This window comes from Methylobacterium sp. Leaf117 (genome assembly GCF_001422985.1).
Lineage (GTDB): Bacteria > Pseudomonadota > Alphaproteobacteria > Rhizobiales > Beijerinckiaceae > Methylobacterium.
Genome location: NZ_LMNL01000001.1, coordinates 285,664 through 304,973, shown reverse-complemented (window position 1 = coordinate 304,973; position 19,310 = coordinate 285,664). Strand labels below are relative to the sequence as shown.

Genomic DNA, 19,310 nt, shown 5'->3' with positions numbered 1-19,310 from the left:
TCGGTTTCCTGACAGCATCCTCACCCCGTCGCGCCGAAGCCGACGGCGATGCAGTTGATCGAGAGCAGCAAGGCGGATTTCACCGCCTCGCGCTGGTCCTCGTCCTCTTCCGAGCGGAAGCGGCGGAGGAGTTCCACCTGCTCGCGGCTGACCTGGTTGATCGTCGGCAGGCGCCCGTTGAGGCGATCGCGGAACAGGGGGAAGCGCTCCGCCAGTTCGCTGCCGCCGCTGACCCGCAGGGCCATCTCGCGGGTCAGGGCGTATTCGGCCTCGATCAGCGGGAAGATGCTGTTGCGCGCGCCCTCGTCGGGGACGAGGCTCGCGTAATCGCGGGCGATCTCCAGATCGACCATCAGCAGCGTCTTCTCGACCTCGTCGAGGATGAGCCGGAACGGCTTCGATTCGGCGAACAGGCGCTTCAGCTGAGCCTCGCCCTGCTGACCGCGCACGTCGAGGAAGCTCTTCAGGCCCGAACCGACGCCGTACCAGCCCGTGATGACGTGGCGGTTCTGCGACCAGGCGAACACCCACGGGATGGCGCGCAGATCGGAGAGCGAGCGGGCGCCGAAGCGGCGGGCCGGGCGCGAGCCGATGTTGAGAAGCGCGATCTCGTCGAGGGGGCTCGCGGCACCGAAATAGGTCACCAGATCGGGGTGCTGGATCAGGTTGACGTAGGCCGCGCGCGAGGCGCCGGACAGCGCCTCCAGGCAGTCGTCGAATTCGTTGCGGGGGATCTTGGCGGCCTCGCGCTCCGACTTCAAAGCGTGCTCGAACACCGAGGAGGCCAGAAGCTCCATCTGGTAGGCGGCGGTGCCCCGGTTGGCGTATTTGAACGAGACCACCTCGCCCTGCTCGGTGGTGCGGAAGCGGCCGTTGATCGAGCCGGGCGGCTGGGCCGCGATGGCCCGCGCGGTCGGGGCGCCGCCACGGCTGACCGAGCCACCGCGGCCGTGGAAGAACGCGATCGGCACGCCGGAGGCCTTGCCGAGTTGGGTCAGCTTGTCCTGCGCCTTGTACAGCTCCCAGTTCGAGGCGACGAAGCCCCCGTCCTTGTTCGAATCCGAGTAGCCGATCATGACCTCCTGCACGCCGCCCTGCCAGCGGGTGGAGCGGCGCACGACCGGGATCGAGAACAGCTCCTTCATGATCGCCGGCGCGGCGCGCAGATCGTCGATGGTCTCGAACAGGGGCACCACCGGCAGGCAGCAGATCTCGGTGCCGGCGGCGTCGAGGAAGTTGCCGGCCTCCTTGGCCAGCAGATAGGCGCCGAGGATGTCCTGCACCGAGCGGGTCATCGACAGGATGAACGAGCCGAAGGCCTCGCGGTCGAGCTGCTCGCGCATCTCGCCGACCAGCGCGAAGGTCTCCAGGGTCTCGCGGGCGTCGTCCGGCAGGTCTTCGAAGCTGCGCTCGCCCGTGCGCGGCTTGGCCAGCTCGTCGATGAGCCACTTCTTCCACTCGTGGGAATCGACGTCGGGCGGGGTGCGGTTCTGCCCGTTCGACTGAACCCACAGAGCCTGCAGGGTCTTCGTGGTGCGGGTGGTGTTCTCGCGCAAGTCGAGGCGGACGGTGGAGAATCGGAAGATCTCGACCATGCGGCGCACCGGGCGCACCAGGTCGACCGCCAGCGACGCGCATTTCGCGTCGGCGAGGCCCTGTTCCAGAATGCGCAGGTCGTTGATGAGGCCGTCGGCGCTCGGATAATCGGGTCCGGTCGAGCGCTGGCCCTTGTTGCGCAGGATCGTCGCCTCGAGCTTGCGCAGGATGCAGGTGAGGAACTGGCGATAGGCCTCGCCCGGGTTGCGGTTGGCGATGGCGCGGCCGTCACCGCTCTCGGCGAGCATCTGCGCCAGCTCGGCCTTGAAGGTCGGCGGCACCGGCAGCGAGCGCTCGGTGAGGGACAGCGTCCGTCCGAGCGCGGTGACGCCGTCACGGTAGCGCCGAAGGGAGGCGAGCGCGTTACGCTGCAGGGTGGTGCGGGTGACCGAGGAGGTGACGTACGGATTGCCGTCGCGGTCGCCGCCGATCCAGGAGCCGAACTGGAAGAAGGCCGGCACCTCGAACTTCTCGTCGGGGTAATACTGTGCCAGACTCTCCTCCAGGGAGTAGAGCACTTCGGGCAGCATCTCGAACAGCGTCTCGTCGAAGAAGTGCAGCCCCCAGGCGACCTCACGCTCGACGGTGGCCTTCTCCAGATGGAGTTCGCCGGTCATCCAGACGAGTTCGATCTGGTCCCGCAACTCGTTCATCAGGCCGTTGCGCTCGCGCTCGGTCCAGCGCGGCAGTTCCAGCTCACGCAGCACCAGGTAGATGCGGCGGAACTTCTCCAGCACGGTGACGCGCTTGCCCTCGGTGGGATGCGCGGTGATCGTCGGGCGGATGCGCAGGTCCTTGAGCAGCGCGTGGATCTCCGGCGCCTTGATGCCGTTCGCCGCCGCGTCGGCCAGGACGGCGCTGAAGCTGCCGCCCAGCGCCTCGCGGCCCTTGGTGCGCTCCACCTGCCGGCGCCGGCGCATGGCGGCGTTCTGCTCGGCGATCGAGAGAAGCTGAAACCAGATGCCCTGCACCTGCAGCGCGCGGGCCAGAAGTTCGGGCGAGAATTCCGAGATGTTGGCGCGGCCGTGCAGCACGTCCTCAAGCTCGGGCTCATGGCGGCGCGCCACAGCCAGGAGAGCATGGAACAGGATGTCGAGCGCTTCCTTCGACGAGGTGCCCGTGATCACGGGCGGCGCGAAGGTGAGGTCGACGGCTCCGACCGGGGCGTGAAGGGTATCCGTCATCGAAGGCCACCTCGAGGGGAGTATCAGCCGATTGACCGCGACGGAGGCGGGCAATGGATTGGTGTGTTGCAGCCGCCGGGCTCATGCGATCGGCGATCAGGACGATCAAGCTTCGGGCCTGGAAGCGCGACGGACCTCCTCCCCCTCTGCGGGAGAGGGTGCCTGCGGAGCAGGCGGCAGAGGAGGCGACCGCTTCGCGGATGGCCTACCGCTCTCCCGGTCGCTCCGCGACCACCCTCCCCCACGGATGGGAGAGGGTTTTCGATCTCACGCGGCCAGCTTGCGCATCACCTGCGCCACTGTGGAACCGAACTCGCCGGGGCTCGGGGCAACGGTCAGTCCGTAGGAGCGCATGATCTCGGCCTTCTCGGCGGCGGAATCGCCGGTCGCCGAGATGATCGCGCCGGCATGGCCCATGCGGCGGCCCTTCGGGGCGGTGAGGCCGGCGACGAAGCCGATGACCGGCTTCGTCATGTTCTCCTTGATCCAGGCCGAGGCCTCGGCTTCCTGCGGGCCGCCGATCTCACCGATCATCAGAACCGCCTTGGTCTCCGGGTCCTGCTCGAACAGGGCGAGATGGTCGAGGAAGGACGAGCCGTTGATCGGGTCGCCGCCGATGCCCACCGAGGTGGTGATGCCGATGCCCTCTTCCATCATCTGGGCGGCCGCCTCGTACCCGAGGGTGCCCGAGCGCGAAATCACCCCGACATTGCCCTTGAGGTAGATGTGGCCGGGCATGATGCCGAGCATCGACTTGCCGGGCGAGATGATGCCGGCACAGTTCGGGCCGACCACCATGGTGCGCCGATCCTTGGGGTAACGGCGCAGATACCGCTTCACCCGCATCATGTCCTGGGCCGGGATGCCGTCGGTGATCGAGCAGATCAGCGCGAGGCCGGCATCGGCGCCTTCCATGATGGCGTCGGCCGCGAAGGGCGGGGCCACGAAGGTGATGGAGGTGGTGGCGCCGGTCGCCTCGACGGCCTCCTTGACGGTGTTGAACACCGGCACGCCCAGATGGGTCTTGCCACCCTTGCCCGGGGTGACGCCGCCGACGACGTTGGAGCCGTACTCCATCATCTCCTTGGCGTGGAAGGTGCCCTTGTCGCCCGTGATGCCCTGGATGAGGATCGGGGTCTTCTCGTCGATCAGAATGCTCATGACGTATCCTCCCCTCTCTTAGCGGTTGTTCTTGGCGGCGGCGCAGGCCTCGACGGCCTTGGCGGCGGCGTCGGACAGGCTGTTGGCGGTGATGAGATCGAGGCCGCTCTCGGCCAGGATCTTCTGGCCGGCCTCGACATTGGTGCCGGCGAGCCGGACGATCAGAGGCACGTCGATCTTCACCTCGCGCGCCGCCTGGATGACGCCCTGGGCGACCCAGTCGCAGCGGTTGATGCCGGCGAAGATGTTGACGAGGATCGCCTTCACGTTGCGATCCGACAGGACGAGGCGGAAGGCCGTGGCGACCCGGTCCGGCGAGGCGCCGCCGCCGACATCGAGGAAGTTCGCGGGCTCGCCGCCGGCATGCTTGATCATGTCCATGGTGGCCATGGCCAGACCGGCACCGTTGACGATGCAGCCGATTTCACCCTCGAGGCCGATATAGGAGAGGTTGTGCTCGGCGGCCTGGGCCTCGCGCGGGTCGCCCTGCGAGGGATCGTGCATGTCCGCGATGTTGCGCCGGCGGAACATGGCGTTGTCGTCGAAGGACATCTTGGCGTCGAGGGCCAGCACCCGGTCGTCCTTGGTGACGACGAGGGGGTTGATCTCCAGCATGGTGCCGTCGCAATCGCGGAACGCCCGGTAGGCGTTCATGATCGTCTTCACGGCGGCCGAGACCTGCTTGATGTTGAGACCGAGCTGGAAGGCGATCTCGCGGGCCTGGAACTGCTGCAGGCCGACGGCGGGCTCGACCACCACCTGGATCAGCGCCTCCGGCTCGTTGGCGGCGATCTCCTCGATGTCCATGCCGCCGCGCTGGGAGGCGATGACCCGGACGCGCTCGGCCTTCCGGTCAAGGACGTAGCCGAGGTAGAGTTCGCGCTCGAACGGATCGGCGGTCTCGACATAGACGCGCTGGACGGGCTTGCCCTCCGGCCCCGTCTGGAGCGTCACCAGGCGCTTGCCGAGGAGGTCCTTGGCGGCGTCGCGAACCTCGTTGTAGGTCCGGCACAGCTTGATGCCGCCGGCCTTGCCGCGGGCACCGGCATGGATCTGCGCCTTGACGGCCCAGAACGATCCGCCGAGCTCGGTGGCGGCATAGACCGCCTGATCGGCGCTGAAGGCGACGGCGCCCTTTGGAACGGCGACACCGAAGCCGGCAAGCAGTTCCTTGGCCTGGTACTCGTGCACGTCCATCAGCGTTCTCCTCGGCGTTTCTTCGTTGGCCCGACTGTCTCGTAAATTTCACTTCACGGAAAGTGCTTGGCCGTTTATATTTTTTTACATTGGCGTTCACTCTGCCTTGAGGGGCGGTGAACTGTATTCAGTTTGCACAAGAGCTGCCCCGATGGCGTCGGGAGCAGCTCTTGATATCGCCGATCGTCCGGTTTGTCTTGGCCCGATGCCTCGCGGCTTAGCCTGGGGGTTTAACCGCCTCAGCTAACCTGAGGCGTCAGTTCACCTTGGCCTTGACGATCTCGTAGATGGACTCGTTCAGCGGACCGGCCGAGCCCATCAGGGTTTCCAGCTCGCGCAGGCGCTCGTCGGCGAAGGCCCGGTCGTCGAGGCCCTTGGCGTTGACGTAGACGTTGAGGGCGGCACTGCGCAGGCCCGCATGGGCGGAGAGCACCGCCACGCCGGCATCCGAGATGACGTTGAGGTTGCCCTTGTCGGCCACGATCTGGGCGAGGTCGATGACCTTGCGGCAGGCGCGGCAGCATTCGAGCGGCACGTCGGTGGCGACCTTGAGGGCGGCCTGGATCGTGTCCGCCCGCGCGGCCTTTTCTTCGTCGGTGGTCTTAGGAAGCCCGTAGGCGCCCATCACCGCGTCGAAGGCGGCGACATCGTCGGCGATCATGCCGGTGAGTTCGGCGCGCAGGGCCTCGGACTTGCCGAGGATTTCCTTCAGCTCACCCTCGACCTCGACGTACTTCTTCTTCCCGATGGTGAGGTTGCACACCATGCTGAGGAGGGCGGCGCCCATGGCGCCCGAGATGGCGGCGGCACCACCCCCGCCGGGGGTGGGCGCCGAGCTCGCGAGACCGTCCAGGAAGGTCTGGATCGTCTCGTGCGCGGGATTTTCCTTCTCGGCCATGGCGATCAGGCCATCTTCTTGGCGAGGGCGTAGATCGCCTCGGCGTCCAGCACCTGCTCGGTGTTGTCGAAGAGCTGGCCGACGCAGGCGCGGTGCAGCTTGAGCTTCAGGCCGCCGATGCCGAGGGCGCCGAACACCTTCTTGCCGTGCCGGTCCTTGCCCTTGTCCATGGCTTCGATGCCGCCGAAGCCGAGGGGTGGCTGAGCGTTGTAATCGGCCACGAACTCGATGCTGGCCTCGTCCTTCCAGGCATCCTCGGGCAGCAGCTCGAGGCCGATGGCGCCGGCGGAGAACACGAGGTTCTGGCCCTTGACGATCTGGGCGCGCGAGGCGGCGTCGGGCGTCTCGGCGGCCTTGATGCTCACCTTGAAGCGGGTGTTGATCTGGTCGGCGGCGGCCTGAGCCTTGTCGAGCGACCGACCGCACAGGATGACCTCGGCGCCTTCCTGGGCGAGGAGCGCGGCCGAGCGCATGCCGACCGGGCCGGTGCCGGCGAGCACGACGGCCTTCTTGCCCTGGAGCGAACCGGCGGCCTTCTGGACCAGCGCGACGCCGGCGGCGGCGGTGGTGTTGGAGCCGTTGGAATCGAGCATGATCGACACGCGGAAGGGGCCGAAGAAGCGCTTCTTCACCGCCTCGAACACGGCCTCGCCGGCCGCCATGCTGCCGCCGCCGACGAAGATCGCCGTCGACTTCTTCTCGGAGCCGCCGCGGGTGTAGATCGTGCCGTCGACCAGGGCGCCGACGTTATCCGGGGTGACGTTGCCGTAGCCGGTGATGTGGTCGGCGCCGCCATCGTAGCCCACCACCACGTCGAACACGCTCGGAACGGCGTCGGTATCGAATTGGAACAGAAGCTTCTTCATTTGGCGTCCTCTCGCCCGCGTCTCGGCGCGGCTGGCGTTCGTGTTGGTATGTCCGTTCGGCGGCACGACCCGCGCTGTCAATCCAGGGCGCCGACGTCGAGCCCGGAATGCAGAGTCGCCGAGGTCACCGACTGGAATACCACGTATGTTCTGGGATTCCGGGTTCCACTTCGCGGCCCCGGAATGACGATCGGTTCTTATCGATGCGCAGTTCGGTCCTCGACCACGTCGAGGTCAGGTTAGACCACGTTCTGCGGCTTGCCCGCCACGAAAGCCTCGACATTGTCGACGAGCTGGTCGGCGAGGATCTGCATGGCTTCCTTGCTGGCCCAGGCCACGTGCGGCGTGACGATGAGGTTGGGCAGGTCGAGCTCGCACAGGATGTTGCCGTTCTTGGGCGGCTCGGTCATCACCACGTCGAACCCGGCGCCGCCGATGGTGCCCGCCTTCAGGGCCTCGGCCAGAGCCTCTTCGTCGACGAGGCCGCCGCGCGCGGTGTTGATGAGAAGCGCATGCTTCTTCATCTTCGCAAGCTGTTCGCGCCCGATCATGTTGCGGGTCTCGGGCGTCAGCGGCGCGTGCAGCGTAATGACGTCGGACTCGCGCAGGATCGTCTCGAAATCGACGAGGCCCTCCTGGGGGAACACGTCGTAGGCGATGACCGTCATGCCGAGGGCTTCGGCCCGCTTGGCGATGGACTTGCCGAGGGCGCCGTAGCCGACGATGCCCAGGGTCGAGCCGGCAATGTCGTGGATCGGGTAGTCGAAGTAGCAGAACTGGGTCGATTTCGCCCAATCGCCCCGGCGCACCGAGTTGGCATAGGGCACGATGGCCCGGCGCAGCGCGAACATCAGGCCGATGACGTGCTCGGGCACGGTGTTGAAGGCATAGCCGCGGATGTTGACGACGGTGATGCCCTGGGCCTTGGCGGCCTCCTTGTCGACCACGTCGGTTCCGGTGGCGGCGACCGCGATCAGCTTGAGGTCGGGAAGCTGCTTCAGGGTGTCGGCCCGCATCGGGACCTTGTTGATCAGGGCGATCTCGGCGCCCTTCAGGCGCTCGACGATCTCTTCCGGCGTCCAGGTCGACTCGTACTCGACGTACTCGTGCGGGAAGTTGAATTCACGGACCTTGGCGTCCAGGGACTCGCGGTCGAGGAACACGATCTTCTTCGTCATGGAATCCTCTGGCCGATCCGGCCAAGTCTCGGATAGGGCGCGTCACCGCTTGGGCACGTCACCGATAGGGTCGCGGGTGTGACCGGGATGGGCGAACCCATCCCGGTCGCGTGTCGGGCTTCGAGAAGCTCAGGCCTTGTGGAGCGGGTTCTCGCGCAGGTAGCTCGACGCGGCGGCGACGCCGGAGCCGGGCTGGACCTTCATGCCATGGTCGAGCATCGACATCTCGGCACCCGCGATGGCACCCAGCAGCGACAGCTCGTTCATGTCACCGACGTGGCCGATGCGGAACACCTTGCCGGCCACCTGGCTCAGACCGGCGCCGAGCGCCAGGTTGTAGCGCACGTAGGCGTGCTTGATGATCGCGGCGGCGTCGACGCCCTCCGGCACCAGGATGGCGGTGACCGTGTCGGAGTTCCACTTGGGCTCCTTGGCGCAGGTCTTCAGGCCCCAGGCCGCCACGGCCTGGCGGGTCGCCTCACCGAGCACGTGGTGGCGGTGATAGACGTTCTCCAGGCCTTCCTCGTTGAGGCAGGCCAGGGCCTCGCGCAGGCCGTAGAGCAGCGGCAGCGACGGGGTGTAGGGGAAGTAGCCCGACGGGTTCTGCTTCTGGTGGTCGGCCCAGTCGAAGTACACGTGCGCGAGGCGGTCGTTCTGGCCCGACGAGGTGTCGGCGGCCTTGAGCGCCTTCTGGCTGACGCAGATCACGCCGAGGCCGGCGGGGAGCATCAGGCCCTTCTGCGAGCCGGCGATGGCGCAATCGACCTTCCACTCGTCCATCTTGAAGGGGAGCGAGCCGATCGAGGACACGCCGTCGACGAATAGCAGGGCCGGGTGGCCGGCGGCGTCGATCGCCTTGCGCACGGCGCCGATATCGCTGGTGACGCCGGTCGCCGTCTCGTTATGGACGACCATGACGGCCTTGATCTCGTGGTTCTTGTCGGCGCGCAGGGCCTCGCCGATCCGCTCCGGGCTCGCACCCGTGCCCCACTCCTCGTCCTGGACGATGACTTCCAGGCCGAGGCGCTGGGCCATGTCGATCCAGAGGTGGCTGAACTGGCCGAAGCGGGCGGCCAGGACCTTGTCGCCGCGCGACAGGGTGTTCGACAGGGCGGATTCCCAGATGCCGGTGCCGGAGGCCGGGAACAGGAAGATGGTGCCCTCGGTCGAACCGTAGACGGCCTTCGTGTCCTGGAAGAGCGGCTTGGTCAGCGAGGGGAAGTCCACCGAACGGTGATCCTCGGACTGCACCATCATCGCGCGCATCACGCGATCCGGGATATTCGTCGGGCCCGGGACGAACAGGTGGTTCCGGCCGGGACGTCGCGTTGCCGCCATGATGTTTCTCCGCTTTCTCTTCGTCTCCGCAGGCATTCACCTGCGGCATGCAAGGTTCTGGATGGTTTGAACGAACCGCGCGGCTCTGTCCCGAGACGTCCGGGACTAGGCCGACGCGGCCGCCGATGTGCCGGATTGTGGGACGAGCCCGCCGGCGTTCGGGACCCGGTCGCGCGCCGTGCGGACGGATGAGCCGGCCGGAGTTCGACCTCCGACATCCTCCGTCCCGCGCGCCACCGAATGCCTCACGCCTCTTCTCCATGGGCCGGGTCGCACGCTGGATATGCGCGCGCCGCTGGGCCGTTTCAGCGTCGTCGTCCCCGGGAACGGCACCCTTGATTTGCCTCGATGGGCTCCGGCCATGCGTTTTCGAACGCCGCCCGGTGGGGCACCTTGCGGAGGACTATGCCCGCCTTCGCGGGGAAAGGAAAACCCGAAATACTTACTTCCAAATCAAAATTTTTTTCGTGGAAGAAGGGCTTACGTCGCGTTGCGGTACCCTCGCCGACGCACGGGTCGGCGTCATCAAACTGATACGGGAATCCGGTTTGGCTCGCCACAACTGAGGCTGTCCCGGAGGCGAGCGTGGGCGAAGATACCGAGACGACCCGCGTCCGGACCTTGTTTCTGTCGGACATGCATCTCGGCACCAAGGGCTGTCAGGCCGATCTGTTGCTCGAATTCCTGCGCGATTACGATGCGGACGAGATCTATCTTGTTGGGGACATCGTCGACGGCTGGCAGCTCAAGTCGGGCTGGTACTGGCCCCAGAGCCACAACGACGTGGTGCAGAAGCTGATGCGCAAGGTGCGCAAGGGCTCCACCCTGGTCTACGTGCCGGGCAACCACGACGAATTCCTGCGCGACTACATCGGCATGACCTTCGGGGGCATCGAGGTCGCCGACCAGCGCCTGCATGTGGCCGCCGACGGCAAGCGCTACCTCGTCATCCACGGCGACCAGTTCGACATGGTGGTGCGCCACGCCAAGTGGCTCGCCTTCCTGGGCGACGGCGCCTACACCTTCGCGCTGTTCATCAACACCTACGTCAACACCGCGCGCCGGCGCCTCGGACTCGCCTACTGGTCGCTCTCGGCCTGGGCCAAGCTCAAGGTGAAGAATGCGGTCAACTTCATCGGCAAGTTCGAGGAATTGCTGAGCGCCGAAGCCCGGCGCGTTGGGGCTGACGGGGTCATCTGCGGCCACATCCATCACGCCGCCAACCGCCAGATCAACGGGCTGACCTACCTGAACACCGGCGACTGGGTCGAATCCTGCACCGCCATCGTCGAGCATTACGACGGCACCATGGAGGTGCTGCACTACCCGAGCCTGCTGCGCGCCCGCGCCGCCCGCGCCGATCTGGTCGGGCATCCCCGCCCCGACGGAGCCCGGGCCGTCGCGTGAGACTCCTCATCGCCACGGATGCCTGGCACCCGCAGGTCAATGGCGTCGTCCGCTCCCTGGAGAACATGGCGGCGGCCGGCGCGGCTTTCGGCTTCGAGACCGTGTTCCTGACGCATCAGGACTTCGCCTCCGTGCCGCTGCCCGGATATCGGGAAATCCGGCTGGCCTACGCCACCAAGCGCCACGTCGCGCGGCTGTGGGACGATCTGCGCCCGACCCATGTGCATATCTCGACCGAGGGCACGGTCGGCTACGCCACCCGCCGCTACTGCCTCGCCCATTGCCGGCCGTTCACCACGAGCTATCACACCCGCTTCCCCGAATACCTCTCCGCGCGCGCGCCCGTGCCGGAGGCCTGGAGCTACGCCTGGCTGCGCCGGTTCCACGGAGCCTCGAACGGCACGATGGTGTCGACCCCCTCCCTGGAACGCGACCTCGACGCGCGCGGCTTCACCAAGCTGATGCGCTGGACGCGCGGCGTCGACACCGACCTGTTCCAGCCCCGGCCGACGAATGCGCCGGAACCGGCCGATCTCGCCGGGCTGCCCCGACCGATCTTCCTCTCGGTCGGTCGCCTCGCGGTCGAGAAGAACCTGGAGGCCTTCCTGCGCCTCGACCTGCCCGGCACCAAGGTCGTGATCGGGGACGGTCCGGATCGGGCGCGCCTCGCCGCCATCGATCCGGGCGCGCGCTTCCTCGGGACCCGGACCGGCGCCGACCTCGCCGCCCTCTATGCCGGCGCCGACGTCTTCGTCTTCCCGAGCCTGACCGACACCTTCGGCATCGTGCTCCTCGAAGCCCTGGCCTGCGGGGTGCCGGTGGCCGCCTATCCGGTGACGGGGCCCCTCGACGTCATCGGCGGTTCCGGCGCCGGCATCCTCGACCACGATCTGCGGGCAGCGGCTATGGCGGCCCTGGACCTGCCGCGGGCGCGGTGCCGCGCGGAGGCCCTAAGCTATACGTGGGCGGAGAGCGCGCGCCAGTTCTACGACAACATCGCCGTCGCGCACGGCACCGTACCGGCGCGCCGGCCAGCCCTGGAAACTCAGGCGGAAGCGGCGATCCATCTCGGTTGAGGCGTGGACGGGTTGCCGTGGCCGGGCTAGGGACGGGCCAACAGGCCCCCTGTGCACGGATCTTGCCGCGATGCCGCCGTTCGACCCGCTTCTGGCGGCGACCTATCCAGCCGTGATCGGATGCGACGAGGTGGGGCGCGGGGCCTTGTGCGGCCCCGTCGTGGTCGCGGCCGTGTGGTTTCGGCCCGACGCCCTCCCCCCCGACCTCCTGGCACGCCTCGACGACAGCAAGCGCCTGAAGGCGGCCGAACGGGAGGCGTTGACGCCGCTGATCCGCCGCCATGCCCGCGTCGCCGTGGCCGCGGGCTCCCGCGCCCTCGTGGATCGCATCAATGTCCGCGGCGCCACCCTCGACGCCATGCGGCGGGCCGTCCTGGCCCTGCAACTCGATGCGCCGGTCTGGGTCGACGGCCGCGACCCGGTTCCGGGCCTCGCCTTGCCCTGCCGCGCCTTGCCCTGCCGCGCCGTCGTTGGAGGCGACCGGCTCGTGCCGCAGATCGCCGCCGCCTCGATCGTCGCCAAGACCCTGCGCGACGCGCTGATGCGGCGCCTCGCCGGGCGCTATCCGGATTACGGCTGGGCCAGCAATGTCGGCTACGGCACCCGCACGCACCTGGCGGGGCTGGCGGCTCTCGGCCGCTCGCCGCATCACCGCGCCAGCTTCACCCGCGCCTACGATGTCAGAACAGGGACAGCTGGTCGGTCGGCACCCTGAACAGGTCGGTGCGCAGGCGGCGGCGCTCTTCGGGATAACCGAGACGCTGGCGGGCGAGGCGCATGCGGTCGCGGATCAGGTCGGCATAGGCGCCGGTGCCGGTCATGCGGGTGCCGAAGGCGGCGTCGTAGGCCTTGCCGCCCCGGGCCTGCCGGACGAGCGACATCACGTGCCGGCGCCGCCCCGGGTAATGCTCGGCGAACCAGTCGTCGACCAGGGCATCGAGTTCGAGGGGCAGCCGCAGCAGGACATGGCTCGCCTCGATGGCCCCGAGGGCGCGCGCCCGGGTCAGGATCGCCTCGACCTCGTGATCGTTCAGCGACGGGATGATCGGTGCCGCAATCACCATCACGGGAATGCCGGCTTCGCTCAGCCGGCCGATCGCTTCCAGGCGCTTCTCCGGATGCGGGGCGCGCGGTTCCAGGCGGCGCGCCAGCTCCGGATCCAGGGTGGTGACCGACACCGCGACCTTCACGAGCCCGTCCCGCGCCATCTCGGCCAGGAGGTCGATGTCGCGCAGGACGAGGTTCGACTTCGTGACGATGCCGACCGGGTGGCGGAAACGGGCCAGGATTTCGAGCACCGAGCGGGTCAGGCGATGCTCGCGCTCGATCGGCTGATAGGGATCGGTGGCGGTCCCGAGGGCGATGGTGGCCGGGCGATAGTTTGCAGCCGACAGCTCCCGCTCCAGCAGGACGGCCGCATTCGCCTTGTGAAACAGCTTGGTCTCGAAATCGAGGCCGGGCGAGAGCCCGACATAGGCGTGGTTCGGACGGGCGAAGCAGTAGACGCAGCCGTGCTCGCAGCCCCGATAGGGGTTGATCGAGCGATCGAACGAGATATCGGGCGAGGTGTTGCGGGTGATCAGGGTGCGCGCCTGCTCCGGCAGGACCTCGGTGCGCAAAGGCGCCGGTGCATCGCGATCCGGCCAGCCATCCGCGAAGGCCTCCCGCCCCGTCGGCTCGAAGCGGCTGCCCGGATTGGCCGTGGCGCCCCGACCGCGGCGGCCCGACGGCAGGGGCGTGGTCTCGGCAAGGCGCCGGGGCGCGCTCTCCGTCACCGTGAGATCGGCCGTTCGCGTGTTCCGCATCCGCTCCAACATTCCCGTTGCCCGGACGAGAACATAACACGAACGAACAGGGGCGTCCCAGGGAAGTCGCGAGGCCGTTTGGTCGGAGGCCAGCATTCCTCCCCCCCTGCACGCGCCTCCGTAGTGTGAGATGGGCCATCAGAGACGTGGAAATTTGGCCTCACGCAAAAATGCGGTATGCGCGCGCATGATTTCGGCACTGATCTCCGTCACGCGGCCCAACGACCCGGAAGCGATCGATCGGCTGGCCGACACCCTCGGCGCTCTGGTGGCGGGTGTGGCGGCGGGCCTCGTCGGCGATGCGGTGATCATCGTGGCCGGTGCGAACCCGGCGATCGAGACGGTCGCGGAGGCGACGGGCGCCAAGGTGGTCCTGCGCGGACGCGGCGCGTCGCCGTGGTCGGCCGGCGCCAGAGCGGCGCGGCGGGACTGGGTGCTCTGCCTCGAAGCCGGCGATGTCCCGGCGGAGGGCTGGATCCGCCTGCTCGACCGCTTCATCGGTACCGCCCGACCGGAGGTGTCCCTGGCGCGCCTGCGCCGTCCGCATACCGGCCTGCCCTCCCGACTCGCCGCGCGGGGGGAGAGCGTCATCGGCGTGACCGCGCCGCGACCGGGCGATCTCGTACGCCGGGACCGGCTGCTGTCGGGGCCGAAATTCGCGCGGCGGCTCAAGGTCCGCCGGGTGCCGGCCCGTCTCGAGCGATCATGAGGTAAGCGAGGGCGCCTAAAGGCGCTCGTTCCAGCCTGGCGTGTAGCGGATCACCCGCCCGGATTTCATGATCACAAGAAAGCTTTCCGGCACGCCGGAGGCGGGACAGTCGAACAGTTCGATGCGCATCCCGATTCGCGCGTCGGCGCCATTCGACATGTCGTGGATCAGGCAGGTGAGACGGGTTCCGTCATCGAAGACAGCCGTCGCCTGCTCGGCCATCTCCACCCGCTCGAATTTTCGGCGGCTGCGAAACTGATCCAGGTTCGACGCGTGCTTTGCGACCATGATGTCCCTGCAGAACCGAACGGTGACGATGCTACCGCATGAGACGGCGCGGCGCTTGCGGTACGGTTAACGACGCGTTCGAAAGCCGAAATACACCAGCCCGTTCGAAGCCGGACGATCGGCTAGACCGTGATCGACGCGCCGCGACGCAGATGCTCGTCGAGGCGCGGCATGATCTCGACGAAGTTGCAGGGGCGGTGCCGGTAATCGAGCTGGGCGGCGAGGATTCCGTCCCAGGCATCGCGGCAGGCGCCCGGAGAGCCCGGCAGCACGAAGATGTAGGTGGCCTTGGCGACGCCGGCAGTGGCGCGCGATTGCAGCGTCGAGGTCCCGATCTTGTCGTAGGAGATGCGGTGGAACACGGCCGAGAAGCCGTCCATGCGCTTCTCGAACAGTGGCTCGATCGCCTCCGGAGTCACATCGCGACCGGTGAAGCCGGTCCCGCCGGTGGTGATGACCACGTCCACCGCAGGGTCGCGGCACCAGGATTCGACCTGGTTCCGGATCGCCTCGACCTCGTCCGGCACGATGGCCCGGGCCGCCAATTCGTGACCCGCCGCCTTGAGACGCTCGACGAGGGTGTCGCCGGAGCGGTCATCCTCGGCGACGCGGGTGTCGGACACGGTCAGGACCGCGATGGTCAGCGGGATGAAGCTGCGGGTCTTGTCCGATGCGACCATCGTGATGTGCCTTCAATCGGATGGGTGTGGAACGGCGATGAGTCTAGCCGAACCGCCTTCCTCCCGACAGCGCGGCGAACGCGGCTCAGTTACGCGCCGCGCGAAACGTGTCGCAGGACTTGGTCTGGCCGCTGCGATAGCCGGTCATGAACCAGCGCATCCGTTGCTCGGACGAGCCGTGGGTGAACGAGTCCGGCACCGCATAGCCCTGCGACTGCTTCTGCAGCTTGTCGTCGCCGATGGCGCTCGCAGCCCGCATGGCCTCCTCGATGTCGCCCGGCTCCAGGGCATTGTACTTGTCGTTCGAGTTCTTGGCCCAGACGCCGGCAAGGCAGTCGGCCATCAGCTCGACGCGCACGGAAAGCTGATTCGCCTCGGTCTTGCTCGATGCGCTCTGCTGGCGGCTCTGGACCTTGCCGAGGATGCCGAGTTCGTCCTGGACGTGGTGACCGACCTCGTGGGCGATGACGTAGGCGTAGGCGAAGTCGCCCTTCACGCCGAACTTCTGCTCCATCTCCTTGAAGAAGGAGGTGTCGAGATAGACCTTCTTGTCGAGCGGGCAGTAGAACGGACCCATGGCGGCCTGGGCCGAACCGCAGCCGCTGCGGGTGCCGCCGGTATAGAGCACCATCGCGGTCGGCCGGTACTGGCGTCCCGTCTGGTTCGGCATGATCTCTTTCCACACATCCTCGGTGTTGCCGAGGATCGCCGCGGCGAAACGGCCGCTCTCATCCGTGGGCTTGGTCTTGCGCTGGGCCTGGGTCTGCGGATCGACCTGCTCCTGGCGCGGACGCCCGCCGCCCGACATCTGCTCGGCCCCGCCGATCAGGATCGCGGGGTTGATGCCCGTGACCCATCCGATGAGGGTCAGGATCACGATAGCGCCGATGCCGAGGCCGCCTGCACCACCGCCGGGGAATCCGAATCCACCGCCGCCGCCACCTTCACCGCGCCGGTCCTCGACGTTGTCCGAAGAACGGAAATCTTCCCAGCGCATGATCTCGTGACACCCTGTTCGGACGCGCGGCAAGGAACACGACCGCGTGAGTTAAGTCGCGGCCCGCAAATACGGTTCCGCTTGTGCAGACGCCGTAGCGGGCTCAGGCCTTGCCGTCGAGGGCGGCCCGCAGGGTGCGGAAGTCCCGCCAGGCGAGGCGCTTCTGCAGGGGCTGCCGCAGCAGATAGGCCGGATGCAGGGTCGCCAGCGCGCGGATCTCTCGCATCCCGACCCGGTAGGGATAGAACCGGCCCCGCGCCTTGAGGATGCCGTCCTTGGTGCCCGTAATGGTCTGGGTCGCCGGGCTTCCCAGGCACACGATCAGGTCGGGATCGGCCAGTTCGATCTGCCGCTCGATGAACGGCCGGCAGATCGCGACCTCCTGCGGGGTCGGGTTGCGATTGCCCGGCGGGCGCCACGGCACGATGTTGGTGACGTAGGCCGCCGTCCGGTCGAGGCCGATGGCGGCCATCATCCGGTCGAGGAGCTTGCCCGAGCGGCCCATGAACGGCTTGCCGACGCGATCCTCGTCGGCGCCCGGCGCCTCGCCGATGAACATCAGCTTGGCCGCCGGATTGCCGTCGGCGAAGACGAGGTTCTTGGCGGTGAACTTGAGGGGACAGCCGTCGAAGCCGGCGAGCAGCGCTTCCAGTTCCTCCAGGGTCTGCACCTCGCGAGCCCGCGCCCGGGCATCGCCGGCCGCTTCTCCGGGCTTGGCCGAGGCCGACTGGCCGAAGGTCCGGGCCGGCGGAGGCGGGGCCGCACCGCGCTCGGGCAGGTCCGCCAGGACCATGTCGGCACCGCGCAACGGGGGGCGCTGCGGGGCCGGACCGTCGCGCGCCGGGGCGAGCCGCACAGGCGCCGCCGGCACCGGCTCGGGCGCCTCCGCTTCCGAGAAGCGGTCGTGGGGTGCCTCGTCGAGGAACAGGTCGAGTCCCGCCTCGACATGGAAATCGAGGCTGGCGATGAGATCCCGCTGTCGGTCGTCGCTCTGGCTCATCCATCCGATGTGGCGCCTCACGCGGCTGTGGACAACCGCGCATGCGACGCTGCGCACCGGCATTTGCCCCGCGCGACATCGTCACCGGGCGCCCTCTGGACCTTTGCGGCGCTTGCGTTCTCAGGTTGGAATGGGTTGAGAGTGATCGCCAGACACGTGAGCGTCCGGTCCTACGGTCGGACGTGCGAGACGCAATACGAAGGCCCGGCGGCACAGCAGGGCCTCACAGGAGGATGACGGATGGCGCTGCCCGAACGCGAGGCGATGGAGTTCGACGTGGTGATCGTGGGAGCCGGCCCGGCCGGACTCGCGACCGCCATCCGCCTCAAGCAGCTTTCCGCCGATGCCAGCATCGTGGTGGTGGAGAAGGGGTCCGAGGTCGGCGCCCATATCCTGTCGGGCGCGGTGATCGATCCCTCCGGGCTCGACAGCCTGCTGCCCGACTGGCGCACGGATGACGCGCGCCCGCTGAAGACGGCCGTGGAGCGTGACGAGTTCATGTTCCTGACCAAGAACAGCGGCGTCACCATGCCGAACCTGTTCTTCCCCAAGCTGATGTCGAACCACGGCAACTTCGTCGGGTCGCTGTCCAACGTGACGAAGTATCTCGGTGCCAAGGCCGAGGAACTCGGCGTCGAGATCTACCCGGGCTTTCCCGCCTCCGAGGTTCTGTACGACGATTCCGGAATCGTGGTGGGTGTCGCCACCGGCGACCTCGGCATCGGCAAGTCCGGCGAACCGCGCGACGACTATACCCGCGGCATGGAATTGCGGGCCAAATACACGGTCTTCGGCGAGGGGGCCCGCGGCTCCCTGACCAAGACTGTCATCGACCGCTTCAAGCTGAACGCCCACAGCGACCACCAGAAATACGGTCTGGGCGTCAAGGAACTCTGGCAGCTGGCGCCCGACAGGTTCCAGTCCGGCCTCGTCCAGCACACCATGGGCTGGCCCCTGCCGAACAAGGCCGGCGGCGGCTCCTGGCTCTATCATTTCGACGACGGTCTGCTCTCGGTCGGCTTCGTCACGCACCTGAACTACGAGAACCCGACCCTGTCGCCGTTCGACGAGTTCCAGCGCTTCAAGACCCACCCGATGATCCGCGAGACCTTCGAGGGGGCCAGGCGCATCGGCTACGGCGCCCGCGCCATCATGGAGGGCGGCTGGCAATCGGTGCCGAAGCTCGTCTTCCCGGGCGGCTGCCTCGTCGGCGACTCCGCCGGCTTCGTCAACGTGCCGCGCATCAAGGGCTCGCACAACGCGGTCCTGTCCGGCATGCAGGCGGCCGAAGCCCTGGCCCAAGCGCTGGAATCCGGGCGCCAGGGCGACGAGCTCAGCACCTATGAGCACGGCTGGCGCGACAGCGCCATCGGCCAGGACCTGAAGCGCGTGCGCAACGTCAAGCCGCTCTGGTCGAAATACGGCACCCTGATCGGCGTCGGCCTCGGCGGTCTCGACATGTGGTCGAACACCATCCTGGATGCCTCGCCCTTCGGGACGCTCAAGCACGGCAAGCCGGATCACGCCACGCTGAAGCCGCTCAGCGAGGTCAAGCCGATCGTCTACCCGAAGCCCGACGGCAAGCTGACCTTCGACCGCCTGTCTTCGGTCTACCTGTCGAACACCAACCACGAGGAGGACCAGCCGGCCCACCTCAAGGTGCGCAACCTCGAATTGCAGAAGGCGTCGGAGCACGACGTCTATGGCGGTCCGTCGGCGCGCTATTGCCCGGCCGGCGTCTACGAATGGGTCGCGGATGCGGGAGCCAGCGACGGCGTCCGCTACCAGATCAACGCTCAGAACTGCGTCCACTGCAAGACGTGCGACATCAAGGATCCCAACCAGAACATCAACTGGGAGACGCCGGAGGGACCGGGCGGACCGAACTATCCGAACATGTGATCGCGCGTCCGCCCTGCGGAAACCCACC

Annotated in this window: 17 protein-coding genes; 5 read left to right on the top strand and 12 right to left on the bottom strand. The window is 67.7% G+C overall.

Annotated elements, in window-relative coordinates; genetic code table 11:
* Window positions 1-20: 20 nt before the first annotated feature.
* The 7 genes from ASF57_RS01345 to ASF57_RS01315 form a co-directional block, all read right to left on the bottom strand.
* Window positions 21-2,780 carry a phosphoenolpyruvate carboxylase gene (locus ASF57_RS01345; protein ID WP_056479113.1) on the bottom strand — a complete coding sequence of 920 codons (2,760 nt, stop codon included), beginning with the start codon at window positions 2,778-2,780 and terminating at the stop codon, window positions 21-23.
* A gap of 267 nt (window positions 2,781-3,047) precedes the next feature.
* Window positions 3,048-3,941: a succinate--CoA ligase subunit alpha gene (sucD, locus tag ASF57_RS01340; RefSeq protein WP_056189386.1), complete on the bottom strand. Its 894-nt coding sequence runs from the start codon at window positions 3,939-3,941 to the stop codon at window positions 3,048-3,050.
* An 18-nt stretch (window positions 3,942-3,959) separates the two neighbouring features.
* Complete coding sequence (locus tag ASF57_RS01335; protein WP_056189389.1) at window positions 3,960-5,138, bottom strand: malate--CoA ligase subunit beta; 1,179 nt, start codon at window positions 5,136-5,138, stop codon at window positions 3,960-3,962.
* Between the two features lie 256 nt (window positions 5,139-5,394).
* On the bottom strand, window positions 5,395-6,036 hold the full coding sequence (fchA, locus tag ASF57_RS01330; RefSeq protein WP_056479110.1) for a methenyltetrahydrofolate cyclohydrolase: 642 nt from the start codon (window positions 6,034-6,036) through the stop codon (window positions 5,395-5,397).
* A 5-nt stretch (window positions 6,037-6,041) separates the two neighbouring features.
* Window positions 6,042-6,902, bottom strand: coding sequence for an NADP-dependent methylenetetrahydromethanopterin/methylenetetrahydrofolate dehydrogenase (locus ASF57_RS01325; RefSeq protein WP_056189395.1), 861 nt, complete (start codon window positions 6,900-6,902; stop codon window positions 6,042-6,044).
* Between the two features lie 239 nt (window positions 6,903-7,141).
* Window positions 7,142-8,080: a D-2-hydroxyacid dehydrogenase gene (locus ASF57_RS01320; RefSeq protein ID WP_056479106.1), complete on the bottom strand. Its 939-nt coding sequence runs from the start codon at window positions 8,078-8,080 to the stop codon at window positions 7,142-7,144.
* 129 nt (window positions 8,081-8,209) lie between these two features.
* Window positions 8,210-9,418, bottom strand: coding sequence for an aminotransferase class V-fold PLP-dependent enzyme (locus tag ASF57_RS01315; protein WP_056189401.1), 1,209 nt, complete (start codon window positions 9,416-9,418; stop codon window positions 8,210-8,212).
* 585 nt (window positions 9,419-10,003) lie between these two features.
* Between ASF57_RS01315 and ASF57_RS01310 the strand changes: the two genes are divergently transcribed.
* From ASF57_RS01310 to ASF57_RS01300, 3 genes are all read left to right on the top strand, one after another.
* Window positions 10,004-10,825: a UDP-2,3-diacylglucosamine diphosphatase gene (locus tag ASF57_RS01310; protein ID WP_056479103.1), complete on the top strand. Its 822-nt coding sequence runs from the start codon at window positions 10,004-10,006 to the stop codon at window positions 10,823-10,825.
* A complete protein-coding gene (locus tag ASF57_RS01305; RefSeq protein WP_056479100.1) occupies window positions 10,822-11,901 on the top strand; it encodes a glycosyltransferase family 1 protein in 1,080 nt (359 codons plus the stop codon). The genes ASF57_RS01310 and ASF57_RS01305 overlap by 4 nt, the downstream gene beginning before the upstream one ends.
* A gap of 70 nt (window positions 11,902-11,971) precedes the next feature.
* Window positions 11,972-12,616: a ribonuclease HII gene (locus ASF57_RS01300; protein ID WP_056479097.1), complete on the top strand. Its 645-nt coding sequence runs from the start codon at window positions 11,972-11,974 to the stop codon at window positions 12,614-12,616.
* Here the strand turns inward: ASF57_RS01300 and ASF57_RS01295 are convergent.
* On the bottom strand, window positions 12,582-13,706 hold the full coding sequence (locus tag ASF57_RS01295) for a PA0069 family radical SAM protein (protein WP_056480118.1): 1,125 nt from the start codon (window positions 13,704-13,706) through the stop codon (window positions 12,582-12,584). The two genes, ASF57_RS01300 and ASF57_RS01295, sit on opposite strands and share 35 nt — an antisense overlap.
* A gap of 187 nt (window positions 13,707-13,893) precedes the next feature.
* Here ASF57_RS01295 and ASF57_RS01290 point away from each other — a divergent pair, with 187 nt between their 5' ends.
* Window positions 13,894-14,415: a hypothetical protein gene (locus ASF57_RS01290; protein WP_056479094.1), complete on the top strand. Its 522-nt coding sequence runs from the start codon at window positions 13,894-13,896 to the stop codon at window positions 14,413-14,415.
* Between the two features lie 15 nt (window positions 14,416-14,430).
* On the opposite strand, the gene ASF57_RS01285 is transcribed toward ASF57_RS01290, so the two are convergent.
* From ASF57_RS01285 to ASF57_RS01270, 4 genes are all read right to left on the bottom strand, one after another.
* Window positions 14,431-14,703: a PilZ domain-containing protein gene (locus ASF57_RS01285; RefSeq protein WP_056479091.1), complete on the bottom strand. Its 273-nt coding sequence runs from the start codon at window positions 14,701-14,703 to the stop codon at window positions 14,431-14,433.
* 122 nt (window positions 14,704-14,825) lie between these two features.
* Window positions 14,826-15,383 carry a molybdenum cofactor biosynthesis protein B gene (gene moaB / locus ASF57_RS01280; protein ID WP_056189421.1) on the bottom strand — a complete coding sequence of 186 codons (558 nt, stop codon included), beginning with the start codon at window positions 15,381-15,383 and terminating at the stop codon, window positions 14,826-14,828.
* An 85-nt stretch (window positions 15,384-15,468) separates the two neighbouring features.
* Window positions 15,469-16,380 carry a neutral zinc metallopeptidase gene (locus tag ASF57_RS01275; protein ID WP_056479088.1) on the bottom strand — a complete coding sequence of 304 codons (912 nt, stop codon included), beginning with the start codon at window positions 16,378-16,380 and terminating at the stop codon, window positions 15,469-15,471.
* Between the two features lie 103 nt (window positions 16,381-16,483).
* On the bottom strand, window positions 16,484-17,380 hold the full coding sequence (locus ASF57_RS01270) for a uracil-DNA glycosylase (protein WP_056479086.1): 897 nt from the start codon (window positions 17,378-17,380) through the stop codon (window positions 16,484-16,486).
* A 240-nt stretch (window positions 17,381-17,620) separates the two neighbouring features.
* Here ASF57_RS01270 and ASF57_RS01265 point away from each other — a divergent pair, with 240 nt between their 5' ends.
* Window positions 17,621-19,282: an electron transfer flavoprotein-ubiquinone oxidoreductase gene (locus tag ASF57_RS01265; protein WP_056479083.1), complete on the top strand. Its 1,662-nt coding sequence runs from the start codon at window positions 17,621-17,623 to the stop codon at window positions 19,280-19,282.
* Window positions 19,283-19,310: the final 28 nt, after the last annotated feature.

Excerpts from the sequence above, each read along its gene's own strand:
- ASF57_RS01345 (WP_056479113.1), bottom strand. The coding sequence starts at position 2,780 with ATGACGGATACCCTTCACGCCCCGGTCGGAGCCGTCGACCTCACCTTC.
- sucD (WP_056189386.1), bottom strand. The coding sequence starts at position 3,941 with ATGAGCATTCTGATCGACGAGAAGACCCCGATCCTCATCCAGGGCATC.
- ASF57_RS01335 (WP_056189389.1), bottom strand. The coding sequence starts at position 5,138 with ATGGACGTGCACGAGTACCAGGCCAAGGAACTGCTTGCCGGCTTCGGT.
- fchA (WP_056479110.1), bottom strand. The coding sequence starts at position 6,036 with ATGGCCGAGAAGGAAAATCCCGCGCACGAGACGATCCAGACCTTCCTG.
- ASF57_RS01325 (WP_056189395.1), bottom strand. The coding sequence starts at position 6,902 with ATGAAGAAGCTTCTGTTCCAATTCGATACCGACGCCGTTCCGAGCGTG.
- ASF57_RS01320 (WP_056479106.1), bottom strand. The coding sequence starts at position 8,080 with ATGACGAAGAAGATCGTGTTCCTCGACCGCGAGTCCCTGGACGCCAAG.
- ASF57_RS01315 (WP_056189401.1), bottom strand. The coding sequence starts at position 9,418 with ATGGCGGCAACGCGACGTCCCGGCCGGAACCACCTGTTCGTCCCGGGC.
- ASF57_RS01300 (WP_056479097.1), top strand. The coding sequence starts at position 11,972 with ATGCCGCCGTTCGACCCGCTTCTGGCGGCGACCTATCCAGCCGTGATC.
- ASF57_RS01295 (WP_056480118.1), bottom strand. The coding sequence starts at position 13,706 with ATGCGGAACACGCGAACGGCCGATCTCACGGTGACGGAGAGCGCGCCC.
- ASF57_RS01290 (WP_056479094.1), top strand. The coding sequence starts at position 13,894 with ATGATTTCGGCACTGATCTCCGTCACGCGGCCCAACGACCCGGAAGCG.
- ASF57_RS01285 (WP_056479091.1), bottom strand. The coding sequence starts at position 14,703 with ATGGTCGCAAAGCACGCGTCGAACCTGGATCAGTTTCGCAGCCGCCGA.
- moaB (WP_056189421.1), bottom strand. The coding sequence starts at position 15,383 with ATGGTCGCATCGGACAAGACCCGCAGCTTCATCCCGCTGACCATCGCG.
- ASF57_RS01275 (WP_056479088.1), bottom strand. The coding sequence starts at position 16,380 with ATGCGCTGGGAAGATTTCCGTTCTTCGGACAACGTCGAGGACCGGCGC.
- ASF57_RS01270 (WP_056479086.1), bottom strand. The coding sequence starts at position 17,380 with ATGAGCCAGAGCGACGACCGACAGCGGGATCTCATCGCCAGCCTCGAT.
- ASF57_RS01265 (WP_056479083.1), top strand. The coding sequence starts at position 17,621 with ATGGCGCTGCCCGAACGCGAGGCGATGGAGTTCGACGTGGTGATCGTG.